At 61.9% G+C, this 14,833-nt stretch carries 17 protein-coding genes; 9 read left to right on the plus strand and 8 right to left on the minus strand.

The features are described 5' to 3' along the window. The first annotated feature begins 12 nt into the window (after positions 1-12). On the plus strand, positions 13-438 hold the full coding sequence (locus ASD02_RS38665; RefSeq protein ID WP_128090419.1) for an MBL fold metallo-hydrolase: 426 nt from the start codon (positions 13-15) through the stop codon (positions 436-438). Here the strand turns inward: ASD02_RS38665 and ASD02_RS28835 are convergent. Then, positions 422-814 (minus strand): DUF2780 domain-containing protein, encoded by a 393-nt coding sequence (locus ASD02_RS28835; RefSeq protein ID WP_053250731.1) that lies wholly within the window; start codon positions 812-814, stop codon positions 422-424. The two genes, ASD02_RS38665 and ASD02_RS28835, sit on opposite strands and share 17 nt — an antisense overlap. Before the next feature lie 355 nt (positions 815-1,169). Here ASD02_RS28835 and ASD02_RS28840 point away from each other — a divergent pair, with 355 nt between their 5' ends. After that, the gene (locus tag ASD02_RS28840; RefSeq protein WP_025426259.1) at positions 1,170-2,732 is read left to right on the plus strand and encodes a helicase HerA-like C-terminal domain-containing protein; all 1,563 of its coding nucleotides are present in this window, start codon (positions 1,170-1,172) and stop codon (positions 2,730-2,732) included. Positions 2,733-2,933: 201 nt separating this feature from the next. Next, positions 2,934-3,146 (plus strand): alkylphosphonate utilization protein, encoded by a 213-nt coding sequence (locus tag ASD02_RS28845; protein WP_025426258.1) that lies wholly within the window; start codon positions 2,934-2,936, stop codon positions 3,144-3,146. Between the two features lie 223 nt (positions 3,147-3,369). On the opposite strand, the gene ASD02_RS28850 is transcribed toward ASD02_RS28845, so the two are convergent. Continuing rightward, positions 3,370-3,792, minus strand: coding sequence for an organic hydroperoxide resistance protein (locus tag ASD02_RS28850; RefSeq protein WP_025426257.1), 423 nt, complete (start codon positions 3,790-3,792; stop codon positions 3,370-3,372). Positions 3,793-3,909: 117 nt separating this feature from the next. On the opposite strand from ASD02_RS28850, the gene ASD02_RS28855 reads away from it, so the two are divergent. After that, entirely contained in the window at positions 3,910-4,386 is a 477-nt protein-coding gene (locus tag ASD02_RS28855; protein ID WP_025426256.1) for a MarR family winged helix-turn-helix transcriptional regulator, read from the plus strand. A 141-nt stretch (positions 4,387-4,527) separates the two neighbouring features. Here the strand turns inward: ASD02_RS28855 and ASD02_RS28860 are convergent, their stop codons facing one another. The 4 genes from ASD02_RS28860 to ASD02_RS28875 form a co-directional block, all read right to left on the minus strand. Beyond that, the gene (locus ASD02_RS28860; protein WP_025426255.1) at positions 4,528-5,316 is read right to left on the minus strand and encodes a L,D-transpeptidase family protein; all 789 of its coding nucleotides are present in this window, start codon (positions 5,314-5,316) and stop codon (positions 4,528-4,530) included. Between the two features lie 180 nt (positions 5,317-5,496). After that, positions 5,497-7,830, minus strand: coding sequence for an EAL domain-containing protein (locus ASD02_RS28865; protein WP_057221504.1), 2,334 nt, complete (start codon positions 7,828-7,830; stop codon positions 5,497-5,499). A gap of 169 nt (positions 7,831-7,999) precedes the next feature. Beyond that, on the minus strand, positions 8,000-9,376 hold the full coding sequence (locus ASD02_RS28870; RefSeq protein ID WP_025426253.1) for a PepSY domain-containing protein: 1,377 nt from the start codon (positions 9,374-9,376) through the stop codon (positions 8,000-8,002). Between the two features lie 158 nt (positions 9,377-9,534). Further along, complete coding sequence (locus tag ASD02_RS28875; protein WP_128090418.1) at positions 9,535-9,888, minus strand: hypothetical protein; 354 nt, start codon at positions 9,886-9,888, stop codon at positions 9,535-9,537. Between the two features lie 221 nt (positions 9,889-10,109). Between ASD02_RS28875 and ASD02_RS28880 the strand changes: the two genes are divergently transcribed. Then, positions 10,110-10,769, plus strand: coding sequence for a glutathione S-transferase family protein (locus ASD02_RS28880; protein ID WP_025426251.1), 660 nt, complete (start codon positions 10,110-10,112; stop codon positions 10,767-10,769). 36 nt (positions 10,770-10,805) lie between these two features. Here the strand turns inward: ASD02_RS28880 and ASD02_RS28885 are convergent, their stop codons facing one another. Next, positions 10,806-11,747, minus strand: coding sequence for a LysR substrate-binding domain-containing protein (locus ASD02_RS28885; RefSeq protein WP_025426250.1), 942 nt, complete (start codon positions 11,745-11,747; stop codon positions 10,806-10,808). Between the two features lie 90 nt (positions 11,748-11,837). Here ASD02_RS28885 and ASD02_RS37570 point away from each other — a divergent pair, with 90 nt between their 5' ends. Further along, entirely contained in the window at positions 11,838-12,041 is a 204-nt protein-coding gene (locus ASD02_RS37570) for a hypothetical protein (RefSeq protein WP_057212448.1), read from the plus strand. Next, positions 12,038-12,424, plus strand: coding sequence for an MmcQ/YjbR family DNA-binding protein (locus ASD02_RS28890; RefSeq protein ID WP_051509197.1), 387 nt, complete (start codon positions 12,038-12,040; stop codon positions 12,422-12,424). The genes ASD02_RS37570 and ASD02_RS28890 overlap by 4 nt, the downstream gene beginning before the upstream one ends. A gap of 112 nt (positions 12,425-12,536) precedes the next feature. Here ASD02_RS28890 and ASD02_RS28895 read toward each other — a convergent pair whose 3' ends face one another. After that, a complete protein-coding gene (locus ASD02_RS28895; RefSeq protein ID WP_025426248.1) occupies positions 12,537-13,115 on the minus strand; it encodes a dihydrofolate reductase family protein in 579 nt (192 codons plus the stop codon). Between the two features lie 249 nt (positions 13,116-13,364). On the opposite strand from ASD02_RS28895, the gene ASD02_RS28900 reads away from it, so the two are divergent. Together ASD02_RS28900 and ASD02_RS28905 are read left to right on the plus strand one after the other, a co-directional pair. Beyond that, a complete protein-coding gene (locus ASD02_RS28900; RefSeq protein WP_025426247.1) occupies positions 13,365-14,282 on the plus strand; it encodes a bestrophin family protein in 918 nt (305 codons plus the stop codon). A gap of 185 nt (positions 14,283-14,467) precedes the next feature. Beyond that, a complete protein-coding gene (locus ASD02_RS28905) occupies positions 14,468-14,824 on the plus strand; it encodes a hypothetical protein (RefSeq protein ID WP_156411893.1) in 357 nt (118 codons plus the stop codon). Positions 14,825-14,833: the final 9 nt, after the last annotated feature.

A 14,833-nucleotide genomic window follows, 5' to 3' on the forward strand; every position in this document is an offset into this window, starting at 1 on the left:
GCACATTGCCGAATGGCCGGTGGTTTTGCTGATCGCGAACTGCCTTCCGCGGATTTTGAAGTGATCCCCACACCTGGGCATACGGCGGGCTCGGCCTGCTTTCTCTGGGACGATGGCCAGCGTCGTGCCGAGCCTGGCAAAGGGACTGCCGCTTCATCAGACCGAGGTACGGGAAACGGAACGCCAGATCGATGCGATGACGCGGCGGCTGAAGCACGGTGCCGATGGTTAGAGCATTTCCAGGAAAAGTGCGAAGCGATTTTCCGTCAGGAAATCCGTAAAAAACAAAGAGATAGAGCGTTTCTGCGACTTCGTCCAAACCCGAAACGCTCTATCGTCGATCGAGGGTACGACACCAAGACAACAAAAAACCCACCGGCGCTGGCGCCGGTGGGTTTTCTTCAAGCAGAGCCGAAAGAGATCAGACGAACTGGCTGAGGCCCGGGACCGAGGCGACAACTTCGTCGACGACATCGGCGCCAGCCTTTTCCTTGGCGAAAGCAATGGTTTCCTTGGCGAGCGAGGTGATCTCGCCCATGCCGAGGCCCTGGCTCATCAGCTGCTGGCCGAGCGCCATGACACCGCCGCCGCCGATCGCCGACATCAGGCCGCCGAGCAGACCGCCGCCGCCCGTGCCTTCGCCGTTGTACTGTGCGATCAGGTCGGTTGCGCCCGGGATCGATTCGATCATCTGGGCGACCGGACCGTCAGCCGCTTCGCGCTGCAGGAAGCCGAGGATCATGCCGACAGCCTTTTCAGCCGTCGCAGGCTCTAGGCCGACATTCTCCGCTACGCGCGTGACCAGTTCATTCATGGATAACTCCTCGTTGAATTTTGACGTTGACGTCAAGGTAAATGATCGCTTCCGAAATAACAAGCGACGATGGATGGAATGCCGGGCAATCCACCAGCTTTCAAGCAGCTCTCCGCGCATCGCGTAGCGGCGCAATTCCGCGGCTCGGGGCAATCGTTTCACGGTCGTGACCGCTTGGCAATGCGACCGATCGGCCGCCACCAGCTCCGCTGGTTTCGGGTTGCGCGCCGCAATCACCTTGTTGCCGGGTGGAGCAGCACCGCCTATAACAGGAACGAGCCACATTTCGATGACGGGCCCGGCAGACATGCCGCGAACCGCCCGCTTTCATTGATGAAACGGAGATGAAGCCCACATGGTGGAAGAAGGCAAGCTCTTTATCGGCGCCAGCCGCAAGCCGGATGATACGATCAACAAAGGCGAATATCTCGAGCTGAAATTCGGCAACCGCCACGGGCTCATCACCGGCGCCACCGGCACCGGCAAGACCATTACCCTGCAGATCCTCGCCGAAGGATTTTCCAACGCCGGCGTTCCGGTGTTCTGCGCCGACGTCAAGGGCGACCTCTCGGGCATCGGTGCGATCGGCGAGGCCAAAGACTTCATCCTCAAGCGCGCCGAACAGATCGGCCTGCCGACCAACCCCTACGAGTTCCAGGAATTCCCGGTCATTTTCTGGGATCTCTACGGGGAAAAGGGCCACCGCGTCCGCACCACCATGTCGGAAATGGGTCCACTCCTCCTGTCGAGGCTGATGAATGCGACGGACGCTCAGGAAGGCGTGCTCAACATCGCCTTCAAGATCGCCGACCAGGGCGGCCTGCCGCTGCTCGATCTGAAGGATCTGCAGGCGCTGCTCAACTACATGGGCGAGAACGCCACCCAGCTTTCCAACCAGTTCGGCTTCATCTCCAAGGCCTCCGTCGGCTCGATCCAGCGCGAACTGCTAATCCTGGAACAGCAGGGCGCCGAACATTTCTTCGGCGAGCCGGCACTGAAGATCACCGACATCATGCGCACGACCAATGACGGGCGCGGCGCGATCTCGGTGCTTGCCGCCGACAAGCTGATGATGAACCCGCGCCTCTACGCGACCTTCCTGCTGTGGCTTTTGTCCGAGCTGTTCGAGGAGCTGCCTGAGGTCGGCGATCCCGAGAAGCCGAAGCTGGTGTTCTTCTTCGACGAGGCGCATCTGCTGTTCAACGATGCGCCGAAGGTGCTGACCGAGCGGGTCGAACAGGTCGTCCGCCTCATCCGCTCCAAGGGCGTCGGCGTCTATTTCGTGACGCAGAACCCGCTCGACGTGCCGGAAACGATCCTCGGCCAGCTTGGCAACCGCGTCCAGCATGCGCTGCGCGCCTATACGCCGCGCGACCAGAAGGCGGTGAAGACCGCCGCCGACACCTTCCGCCCGAACCCGGAGTTCGACTGCGCCACCGTCATCACCAATCTCGGCACCGGCGAGGCGCTGGTCTCGACGCTCGAAGGCAGGGGCGCGCCGTCGATGGTGGAGCGCACGCTGGTGCGCCCGCCGCAATCGCGTGTCGGCCCGCTGACGGCGGAAGAGCGGCAGAAGGTCATGGATGTCAGCCCCGTCCGTGGCCAGTACGACGAAGATTTCGACCGAGATTCGGCCTATGAAATGCTGACGGCGCGCGCCAAGAAGGTGGCGGAAGCGCAGCAGCAAGCCGAGCAGGCGCCGGTGGAAGCCGATACCGGCGGTGGCCGCTGGACGCTTCCGGGCTTCGGCGACGACGAGTCTGCGGCCCCGGCCGGAAAGCAGGCCCGTCCGCGCTCCTCCGGATATCAACGCGAAACCGTGGTGGAAGCGGCGATGAAATCGGTTGCCCGCACCGTTGCAACCCAGGTTGGCCGCGCATTGGTTCGCGGCATCCTTGGCAGCCTGAGCAGGCGCTAGAGTATTTCCAGGAAAGTGCGAAGCGGTTTTCCGTCAGGAGATACGGAAAGGCAGGAGCGAGGGCGTTTCCCCGGCTCCTCTAAAGCGGAAGCGCCGCAGCGCAACGGCGCGGACGCTGTCCGCCGCGGCGATAGAATAGACCATCTCTGCACGCCCTGATCCGCCGGATCAGGGCGTGCCTGCATCTTGAAAGGACATCCCATGGACGTGAAAGACTCGAACGGCGCCATCCTCAACGACGGCGACAACGTCACCCTGATCAAGGACCTGAAGGTCAAGGGCACCTCGACGACGCTGAAGCGCGGCACGGTGGTCAAGGGCATTCGCCTCACCGACAATCCTGACGAAGTCGAGTGCCGGGTCGAGAAGATCAAGGGCCTCGTGCTGCGCACCGAATTCCTGAAGAAGGCCTGATGCTGCTGCGCGCGGCAGGAAACGGGTAGCGCGCCCTCGCCGTCAATGACGCGCGAAGCTGAGCAGACAAACAATAAAGCCCGGCGGGAGCCGGGCTTTATTGTTTATTAGCGAAACGAGAGGCTTAGAGCGTTTCCGGTTTAAACGAAGCCGCAAACGCTCGGCCTCTTTGTTTCCAAGCATTTCCTGACGGAAAACCGCTTCGCACTTTCCTGCAAAGGCTCTAGGCGACCGTCAGCGTGACGTCGATATTGCCCTTGGTCGCATGGCTGTAGGGGCAAACGATATGCGCCTTCTGGACGAGATCTTCGAGAACCGCCTTGTCGACGCCCGGCGAAGTGATTTCGAGTGCAGCGTCGATGCCGAAGCCGGTGCCGTCTTCGCGCGGGCCGATGCCAACCGTGCCCGTCACGGTGGTGTCTTCCGGAAGCTTTACCTTCTCCTTGCCGGCGACGAATTTGAGCGCGCCGAGGAAGCAGGCGGAATAGCCGGCAGCGAAGAGCTGTTCGGGATTGGTGCCGCGGGCGCCGTCGCCGCCAAGTTCCTTCGGCACGGTCAACGTAACGTCGAGAACGCCATCGGCGCTCTTGGCCTGGCCGGCGCGGCCACCGGTTGCGGATGCAGTGGTACGATAGAGAATGGGCATTGGCGGGGTCTCCTTTGCGTTTCGTTGTCGAATGAGAATTACATACTGCAAAATTAAATTGTGCGCAAATTAATTTTGCAAATTGCATTTTCGGCCCAAATTTGCGACAATGCTGAGATGACGATCAAAGCGGCACAATTCGACACGCTCCCGGACGAAGCGCTGACGCTCGGTAAACAGCTCTGTTTCGCCGTCTATTCCGCTGCGCATGCCTTCAACCGCGCGTACAAGCCGCTCCTCGATCGTTTTGGCCTCACCTATCCGCAATATCTCGTGCTGCTGGCGCTCTGGCAACAGGACGGAATGACGGTCAAGCGTATCGGCGAAGAGATCGGGCTCGATTCGGGAACGTTGTCCCCGCTGCTGAAACGGCTAGAGGCGGCAGGTTATGTCGGTCGGCAACGCGATCCCGGCGACGAACGGCAGGTGATCGTCAGCCTGACGGAGAAGGGTCATGACCTCAAGACGGAGGCTTTCGGCATTCTCGCTGATATCGGCAAGGCGTCGGGCTGCAGCCTGGAGGAAGCCCGTGAAATCAGGGAAACCCTACATCAGCTGACGCGACGGCTCTCCTCCGGCGAGAGCGAAGTCTGATCGCGGGCGGCAACGTCGAAATTTCAAAACTTGAGAAACGTGCCGGGATCGTGGCTGTCGCGCCGATCTTGCGCAGCACAGAAACCGGGCGCGCAGGTCGAACGCCCGGACTGATCCAACCTGCGGCGCTGTAAGCGCAGCTCAGACGACGAGGATCGGCGCCTTGCCTCGCACGCGGTCATAGAGATCTATGACATCCTGATTGAGCATGCGCACGCAACCCGACGAAACGGCCTTGCCGATCGACTGCCATTCGGGCGAGCCATGCACGCGGTAGAGCGTGTCCTGCCCGTTCTGGAAGATGTAGAGCGCGCGGGCGCCCAGCGGGTTGTCGATACCAGGTGCCATGCCGCCATTGCTGGCGGAATACTTTGCCAGCTTCGGCTGGCGCGCGATCATCGAATCGGGCGGCGTCCAGCGTGGCCACTTCTTCTTCCACTGGATGACGCCGCGGCCCGACCAGGCAAAGCCCTCGCGACCGAGACCAACTCCGTAGCGCAATGCGCTGCCACCCGGCTGGATCAGATAGAGGAACCTGTCACCGGTATCGACGACGATCGTGCCCGGACGCTCGCCGAAGGGATCGCTGACCTCCTGGCGATAGAAGCGTGCATCGATCTGGCGATAAGGCACGGCCGGGATCTGATTGCCGCCATCGTCGACAGCGGCATAGATATCGCCGAAATAGGCGCTCTGCGGCGGCAGGCCCGTCGGCAACGGACCTCCATAGGCAGGGCCTTCCAGAATGACCTCGGCACGCGGATCGACCCAACGCCCTTCAAGAGCAGGATTGCGAAAGATCGGCGCAGTTTCCTGGCGGAAGCGATCGGTGTTCATCGAAGACGTGCAGCTCGCAAGGCCCGCGGAGGCGAGCGCAATACCGGACGTGCGGAGAAACTGGCGACGGGAGAAAATAACTGAAGAGGACATCGAACTCTGAAAGGCTTGAGTGCGCGACGAACTGGAGTGCTGCACGAAATTGATTAATGAAACGATTCGCGCAGACCCGCCCAATTTAAGAATGCTGGCATCTACGGCTGGAACGAGGCTTGTGTCGGTAAACGTCGGATCACGTTTCCGACAGCTTTTTCGGCGTTACGCCGGCGTGGCTCAAATGCCGTCGGCGTTCAAGCCGGGCTGGCGCAACAGCGCCTCAAAATCCGCTGATGCAAGCGGGCGGCTGAAAAAATAGCCCTGGATCTCGTCGCAACCGCTATGGCGCAGGAACTCCACCTGCGCCTGGGTTTCGACGCCTTCGGCGATCACCCGCAGCCCGAGATTTTGTGCGAGCGATATGATCGCCGCGGTGATGGCCCTGTCGTCGACATCACCAGGGATATCCTCGACGAAGGATCGGTCGATCTTCAGGCGACGGACGGGAAACCGCTTCAATGCGCTAAGGCTCGAATATCCCGTGCCGAAATCGTCGATCGCCAGATGCACGCCGATCGCCTTCAGTTCGTGCATGGTCGCCAATGCGCCCGGCACGTCCTGCATGATCAGGCTCTCGGTCAATTCCAGCTCGAGAAACCGCGGCTCCAGCCCGGTCTCGGCGAGAACGGCGGCGACATGCGCCGCCCAGTTTCGCTCGCGGAACTGGCGTGCGGAAACGTTGACGCTGACGATCAGCAACGGCAGCCCGGCCTCGTGCCACGCCTTGCACTGACGGCAGGCGGCGCGCAGCACCCAATCGCCGATCGGCACGATCAGTCCGGTCTCTTCGGCCAGCGGAATGAAATCGCCCGGCGAAATCATGCCACGCTCGGGATGCCGCCAGCGAAGCAGCGCTTCGGCGGCAAAGACCCGGCCGCTCTCGATATTCACTTGCGGCTGGAAATGCAGCAGGAATTCTTGCCCCCCGATCGCCTGGCGCAACTCCGCCTGCTTCAACAGCTTTTCGTGGGCCTTGTCGGCCATCTCCTCGGTGAAAACCTGCAGATTGTTGCGGCCGAGCTCCTTGGCGCGGTACATCGCCATGTCGGCATTGGCGAGCAGCTCGCCGACCGTCTTGCCCTGGTTGGGGAAACAGGCAACGCCCATGCTGCAGGATATCTGCAGGCTGCGGCCGTTGATCTGCATGGGCGCAGCAATAGCCGCCCGAATATCCTCAAGGCGTGCGAGCACGACATCGCGCTCGCAGGGCAGGCCGTTCAGAAGAAGGATGAATTCATCGCCACCGACGCGCACGACCATATCGGATTTGCGCACCGATGCGCGCATGCGCGTGGCGGTCACCTTGAGCAACTCGTCACCCGCCGCATGACCCAGCGTGTCGTTGACGAGCTTGAAGTTGTCGAGATCGAGGAAGGCGAGGACCGCCCATTGCCTCGTTCCGCGCAACGCTTCCAGGGCTTCGGCGACCTGCTCTTCGAACAGCGCTCGGTTCGGCAAACCGGTCAACGCATCGTGGTGAGCCATGAAGCTGATGCGGTCTTCGGCCTGCTTGCGCTCGATCGCGATGCCCGCCAGATGGGCTGCCATGGCGATCAGCTCCTTCTGGGGTTCGTCGGGAACGCACACGGTTTCCGAATAGAGGGCAAAGGTGCCGAGCACCTTCCGATCGCGAGAATGGATCGGTGTCGACCAGCAGGCATGGAAGCCGTAGGGCGTGACGACCTCCTTGCAATCCTCCCAGAGCGGGTCGCTATGAATATCCGCAACGATCACCTGCTCGCCGCGCCAGGCGGCCGTGCCGCAGGAGCCCGCTTTCGGGCCGATCTCGAGACCATGGATCAGGCCACAATAGGTTTCGTCCAGGCTCGGCGCGGCACCATGCAGCAGGTGACGGCCATCGGCCGATAGCAGCAGGATCGAGCCGCGGATCCGCGGCACCAGCGCCTCGATCAGCAGGATCAGTTCGCGGAAAAATTCTTCGAGCGGCCGGCCGTTGGCGATCATCTCCAGAAGATGCGCCTGGCCCTCCAGCAAACGTTCTGCCGCCTTGCGGTCGGAGATATCGCGTGACACGCCGACGATGCCGACGATCTTGCCGCGCTTGTTGCGCAACGGCACCTTGGACGTCATCAGCCAGCGATCGCGACCCTTGGTCACCATCGCACGCTCTTCGATGCCGAAGATCGGCTCTCCCGTCTCGATCACCCGGCGCTCGACAGTGGCGATGATCTCGGCCAGATGTGGCGGATGCAGGTCGAAATCGGTCTTGCCGATGATGTCGCGAAGCGATTCCAGTCCGTTGTCTTCGATAGTGACCTGGTTGGCGATGAGGAACCGGCCCTCGGTATCCTTGGCATAGATATAGTCGGGCACGTGGTTGATGATCGTTTCCAACCAGTAATGCCGGTCGGCAATGTCAGGGTCGGAAGGAAATATCCGGCTCATCTCATCGGCCAGACGATTGCTCGCATCGATCAGGCAGCGCGTATCCTCGTTGCCGCCCACATTGAGGGCCGCATAACGCGGATTGCGGGACGTGTTCTTCGCCAAGCAAGGCCTCCGGAAGCACAATGTCGAGATCGGTCTGACTTCCCCAACCAACGATAGGCGGCCAAAGGTTAGCCGTCCCTAAATAAGACAAGGAAAATCGTGCAGAGGTTGCATTTCGGTGCTCAATATAGCCGGAAAGATGGGGCGGCGCGAGCCGCCCCATGCCAAATCAGGACAGAACCCTGCGCAATGGCGGAACCAGCATCAGTGCCTGGTCCGCAACGATCATTACGATGATCGCAATGCCGGTCAGCGGAAAGGCCAGCCCGAACAGTAGCGCCAGCAACCACAATCCGGCATAGATACTACGCCGCGGCGGCATCGGCGGCACGCCGATGCGCCCGGCCGGGCGCCGTTTCCACCACATCACAACCGCCGAAACCGACACGAATATGATCGCCAGGCAGGTCGCAAGCATCAGCAGCTGGTTGAACAGCCCCCATTCCTGGCCCTTGTGAACGTTGATGCTCCATTCGATCGCCTTGCCGAGTGGCGGGTACTGGCCAAAGGCGATGTCGACCAGCGGCTCGCCGGAATATTGATCGATGTGCATCGTGCGTTCGCGGGCGAGATCGGCGGGAAAAATCGCCGCGGTGTAGACACCGGTCTCGTCGGCGGGAATGGCCAGTTCATAGCCAGGCAGCATGCCGGCCTTGTCGGCAATCGCGACGGCCCTGTCGAGCCCGATGGACGGGACTGAGCCGCCGCCGGCCGCCGACATCGGGACCGGCGCGTTCTCCACCAGCCAGCCGGCCTTGGAGAGCACGTCGGTCGACACCTTCGTCGAGGTCGGGACATCGTCCCAGAGCTCGGCCGGGTAGCCCAGACCAGCCGCCGTCAGCTTGCCGTTGACGGTCGAGCCCCAGTAACCGGACCAGAGCAGACCGGAAAAGGCGAGAAAGACGATGAGCAGCGCCGAGGCGATGCCCGTGACCGCATGCATGTCGCGCCAGAACACCCGTCGCCCCGGTGTGCCGCGGACGGTGATCACACCGCCGGTCTGCTGCCGTGGCCACCAGAGATAAATGCCGGTGACGACGAGCAGCAGCGCAAAACCCGCGACAATCTCGATGATCGTTTCGACACGTTTGCCGAAAAAGTCGAGGCTGTGCAGGTCTTCGACCACCTGGTTGAACTCGTCGCTCGGGGCGACCATGTCGAGTATGCCGGCAGTATAGGGATCGACATAGACCATCAGGCGCCCTGCGCCTACGCCCACCGTCACGCGTGCCGACCGATCGGCACCGGCCGGCGTGCGATAGGCAACTGCCGTGCTGCCCGGCACCGCCTCGACGGCGTTGGCGACGATCGCCGAGGGCGGCAGCGGCGTCTCCCCCACCGCAACGATATTGCGATAGGCAAAGAACGTGTCGTCGATCTCGTCGTTGAAGAGATAGAGCCCGCCGGTCACGGCAAGGCTGATCATGAATGGAATGACCAGAAGGCCGGCGAAGAAGTGCCAGCGCCAGATCGCGCGGTAGAGCGAAATGCCGCGCTCGGCGACATCGGGCAGTCGCGCGGCGCCGGAAAGAGATGCAGTCGTCATGGGTGTCCCCCCGGGAAAAGCCCAGCGATGACCAGCTGGCGGCTTACCCTTGCTTGAAGTCTGGATGTGGTGGTTGCGCCAGCCGCTGGAGCGAACGCGTCGACCGAGAACCCCTCGTCGACAGTGCGCGTGCTGGCACTCAACCCTTCAGAGGCAGATCAGGCGGAAAACGGTGGGGGCGCGCGAGGCCCGGAGCCAGCCAGCAGCACCGGACGAGCGAGCAAAAGCTTGGCTGCTGGCGAAGAGAGCGCCAGGAACGTAGGCGCGGTCTTGGCGTGAAACGCCTGAGGCGTGGGCAGAAGCACCGGCGCGGCGAGACAGCAGGACTGGCATGCATGCGCTTTCGTGCCGCCCTTGCCATCCGGATCGTCATGGCCGGCCAGGCAGAGGTCGGGAAGCGAGCCGTCGGGCAGAACATAGGCTGCCATATCCGGTGCAGCCCGCATGGCGGCGCCCGCTGGCAGTTGCACCAGGGCGGAAACGATGAACACCAGCGCGCAGAAAATGCGCACTGCCGCGTCCATCCTCATCCACTCTCGCCGCGGTCGCGCCAATCAAGCCCCCATATCGATGCTGGGATTGCTAGTGTGCGAAGGTCTGAAAGACAAGCGGCCTTACCGCCGCACCGGTCGTTCAGCAAAAGATTTCATGCGAGATATCAACGCCCGCCGCTTCTTGCGCGGTCCGCGATTGCCTATGACAAGGGTATGCAAATGACAGGAGGAGACCGGACATGCTGACGATCTATGGCGTCTATCGCTCGCGCGCATCGCGCAATTACTGGATGGCGGGAGAACTCGGCATTCCCTTCAAATCCGTACCTGTTAAGCAGGCCTATAGGCTGGCCGATCCGCTGGCGGACGATGCGCCTGTTAACACCAAGTCGGCGGAGTTTCTCGCCGTCAATCCGATGGGCTTGATCCCGGCGATCGACGACGATGGCCTTGTGCTGACGGAATCGCTTGCCAACAATCTCTACCTCGCCCGCAAATATGGCGGGCCGCTTGCGCCCATCGACGTCCGGGAAGAAGGACTGATCGGCAATTGGACGATGTGGGCGGCCACCGAAGTCGAGCCGCACGCCGTTCGCATCATTCTCACCTACGATGCCGGCACCGAGAACACCGATGAGGGCAAAGCCAAGGTCAGCGCGGCTGTCACCGCATTGGGCAAGGCCTTTGCCTATCTCGAAAGCCATCTCGATGGCCGGGACCATATCGTCGGCGACCGCTTCACCGTCGCCGACCTCAACCTCGCGGAAGTGTTCCGCTACGCCATGAGCCAGACGGAACTGTTCGACGGGCATCCCAAGGTCAAGGCGTGGCTGGCGCGCTGCCAGTCTCGTCCGGCTTTCAAGGCGATGATGGAGGTTCGGTCAAAGGAAGCCGAATAGGCTTCTGCCATCGAACGCCACGCCGGCGAAGCGACATTAGTCACTCGCAGACGGTGGCTTGAAACGGGTGCGTGGCGCCTTGAGGTCGAGCAGTCGCATGCCCTCTTCGACCTCGTCGCGCACCCAACGTTTGAACGCCGTGGTGGCCTTGCTCTCCCGCCTTGAGGGCGAGCTGACGAAGTAGTGGCCGTAGCCGGTACGCGCGCGGATACCGTAGGGAACGACGAGACTGCCCTCGGTCACGGCGAAACCGGCAAGCGTCTGCCAGGCGAGCATCACGCCTTGGCCGGCAATCGCGGCATCGAGCACGAGCGATGCCTCGTTGAAGGTATGGCGCACGCCCAATTCGGCACCGGAAAGCCCGACCTCGCGCAGCCAGACCTCCCAGGTAAACATCGAATGGCCGTCGATAACCGCCGGCATCTTTAGAATATCTGCAGGCTCGCGCAGGTTTTCAGCCATCGCCGGCGAGCAGACCGGGAAAACCTCCTGCTCCAGCAACAGCTCCGATTTGACCCCCGGCCAGCGACCCTCACCAACACGAATTCCGACATCGACATCCGATGTATCGAGATTAACGAGCCTGGTCGTCGCGTCGATGCGCAGCCTGATATCAGGATGGCGCTCGGCGAAACGATTGAGCCGGTAGACCAGCCAGCGCGCGGCAAAGACCGGCGCGACCGAGATTGTCAGCACCGATTCGTCCCGCCGCCGCGCCGAGGCAACCGCCTCAGCCAACTCGCCGAAAGCATTGCTCAGCCGCGCCAGGAACAGCCGGCCGAAATCCGTGGCCACCAGCCCACGCGATGTGCGCTCGAACAGGATGCGGCCGAGCTGCGCCTCGGATTTGGCGATCTGCTGGCTGACCGCGCCGGGGGTCACCCCCAATTCCTCGGCTGCTGCTGCCAGCGAGCCAAGGCGACCGGCCGCCTCGACCGCACGCAAGCCGTTCAGGTGAATAGCATTCAATTCTTTCATATAGTTTTTCTAAACCTACCCTTTGGCAATCTCAATTGAAATCGTGGTCAAACAGGCAGATGCTCTGAAGCATCGAAAGGATGGCCCGCCATGCTGAAGATTTTCTCCCTGTTGAAACCGACCCGATCTCTTACCGACACCCGACAGGACGCCTCGCTCTCCTGGGCACGCGACCCATTGCAACATCCCGATCTCGAACGAATGGACGGGCGCGAACTCGGCGACCTGCCCTTCCCGGGCTGGCCCTGGCCGCGGACCGGCAATTGCGATTGCGCCTCGGCGGCCAGGCGATGAGCCACCCTCCGGCCGCGCATAATGGCCGCCCGAGCGAAGACCTCGACGGTCCTTTTGCCCGCGTCGTGACGCTGGCCGAAGCCTCTGGCCTGCCGGAGGTGTCGCTCGGCACCTCCTATGGCACGCCCGCTCTCTTGGTAAAAGGCAAGAGCTTTGCGCGCATGAAGGACGCCGACACCCTGGTGGTCATGTGCGCGCTCGAAGAAAAAGAAATGCTGCTGGAACTCGATCCGTCACTCTTCTTCGAAACCGATCACTACAAGGGATGGCCGGCGATGCTGGTGCGTCTTGGAGCGATCGACGACGCGAGCCTGACACAGAGGCTGATCGCCGCCTGGCGCGAGAAGGCGCCGCGGAAACTGTCAGCCGACTTTCCGGCCTAACTCGACATTCCTCGTCGCGTGGGCCTGGCGGATCACCGGGCCGTTACCCGACAAATACCTGCTATGCCACGCCGTTAGCTCCCTGCCTTTGAACCCAAGCCAGCCGGATCGCTCAATCGCCGACGGCATAAACGAGGCTGACAGTGCCGTCCGGGCGCGACTTCGCCTCGTTGAGCTGCAGGCGATGCCGTTGCGCGATCGTTGCAAACAGCGCCTTGCCCTCCCCCACCACCAGCGGATGGATCGTCAGGCGCAACTCATCGATCACGCCCCTGTCGAGCAGGCCGGAAACCGTCTGCGCGCCACCGACCACATAGATGGTCTTGCCCGACCGTTGCCGCAAAGCGTCAACATCCGCTGCGTCGCGCAGCACCGTCGTGTTCGCCCAGCGCACGCCGTCGAGCGTGTTGGACAGCACATAATGCGGCGTGTTCAGGGCGAAGTCGGCGTATTCGATTTCCTCTGGTGTCGGCAGGTTTCCGCTCAATTCGAGCGGGCTGTGCGGGTCGGCCTTGATCGCGCTCCAATATTGTTCGTAGCCCGAATACATGCCGCTTCCGAGCACGCAGGCATCGATTTCGGGCAAGAGATCAAAGGTATCCGACCAGGACTCGACCCAATCGGCATAGCCATCGGGACCATCGATCTTGCCATCGATGGACATTTGCATGCCGGCAACAACCTTGCGCATTTTCGTCTCCTCTTCGATGCTCTCATCAAGGACGAGCGGGACGCCCGCGTGCCGACAGGGTGCCTGAAATATCGTTGGAGACTGGTGCCGCGGTGCAGGCGGCGAAAAGGACGGCAGCGGGAAGATCGCCAATTTACATTGCTGGTCATGGCAAGGCACGGATGCGGGCGCTGACAACATCGCGCGCTCTTCCAATTTTCGTGTCCCGCCTGTACCGATGCTAAATCCTTGCCGCACAGGTACCCGTCGATGATCGTTCGCGACCGCCCCAGCCTCCCCAAGCTCTTCTTCATTCTGCGCGGCTCGGTCATCCAGCGGATCTTCCCGCAGGTGCTGTTCGTCTTTGCCCTGTCAGCCGGCGTCGTCTGGTCGCACCAGGCCTTCCCGACGATGGTGCCGAGCGTCAACAGCGGACCGTTCGCGCTTTTGGGCATCGCCCTTTCGGTGTTTCTCGGCTTTCGCAACAATGCCTGCTACGACCGCTGGTGGGAGGCCCGCAAGGATTGGGGGCAGCTGATTTTCGTCTCGCGTGACTTTGCCCGCCAGACACTGATCCTCGAAGCAGGTGACGCGGACGGCGCGCGGGCACGTTTGCTCAATCTGGTGATCATCTTTGCGCAGACGCTGGTCTGCCACCTGCGGCCGGGCAGCAAGCCCGACAAGGCGTTGCGGAGGCTGCCAGCGGATCTCCTGCCTACCTACAAGGCAAGCCGCAATGCCCCGGACCTGCTGCTGCGCGAGATCGGCGGCCTGCTTGCCAGCCTGCGTGCCACTGAGAGGATCAGCGACATTCAGTACATGATGCTGGACGGCACGGTCGGACGCATGTCGGCCGTGCTTGCCGCCTGCGAGCGCATCCGCAACACGCCGGTTCCCTTCGGCTACACGTTGCTTCTGCACCGCACCGCCTATCTCTTCTGCTTCCTCCTGCCCTTCGGATTTGCCGATGCGCTCGGGTGGGCGACGCCGTTCGTAACGGCACTCGTCGCCTACACCTTCTTCGGTCTCGACGCGCTTGGCGATGAACTGGAGGAGCCGTTCGGCACGCTGCCGAACGACCTGCCGATCGTGGCGCTTGCCGATACGATCGAGATCAATCTGCGCGAGGCGCTTGGAGAAACCGACCTGCCCGAATTGCCGCAACCGAAGGATTACATGTTGATGTAGCCGACAGATTTCCAAGGACCGCAGGCTTGTGGCAACACACGCCAGGATAGCCATGATAACTCATTGCAGCTTCCAGCTTTGTTTTCTATTTGCTATGCAGGGTGTCCTGAAAGCGAAGGTTTCGAATGCGGCTCAGCAAGGCATTGAACGGACTCATCGTAAGCCTCGGCCTTGTCGTTGTTCTCATGCTTGTGATGAACTTCAGGGTGGCCGAATTCGGCCGTGCCTCCAGCGCTGACAACCTTACGGTCGAGGAATGGCAGCAGAGGAAACGTGCTCTTCGCGAAGAACGCCACGCCTTTTCCCGTGCAGTGACCGGGCGCAGGCTTGGGATGGAAAAGCGAATTGCCGAAGGCCGGATCGCCAATGTCGACCTGGCGAAGCTGGGGTCCCATTTTGACGTGCGGCTGGCAGAGATTCCGGCAGCCTATTGCCGCCTGTTCGTCCGCGCCATTATCGACGATCAGATCAGCTACGGGGAATTCGTCGCCTGGGCAGACGAACCCCCGCTCGACCTGCCCGAGAGACTCGCTGGCCGTTAGCCCCGATCC

The organism is Ensifer sp. Root1252, assembly GCF_001425885.1.
GTDB lineage: Bacteria > Pseudomonadota > Alphaproteobacteria > Rhizobiales > Rhizobiaceae > Ensifer > Ensifer canadensis.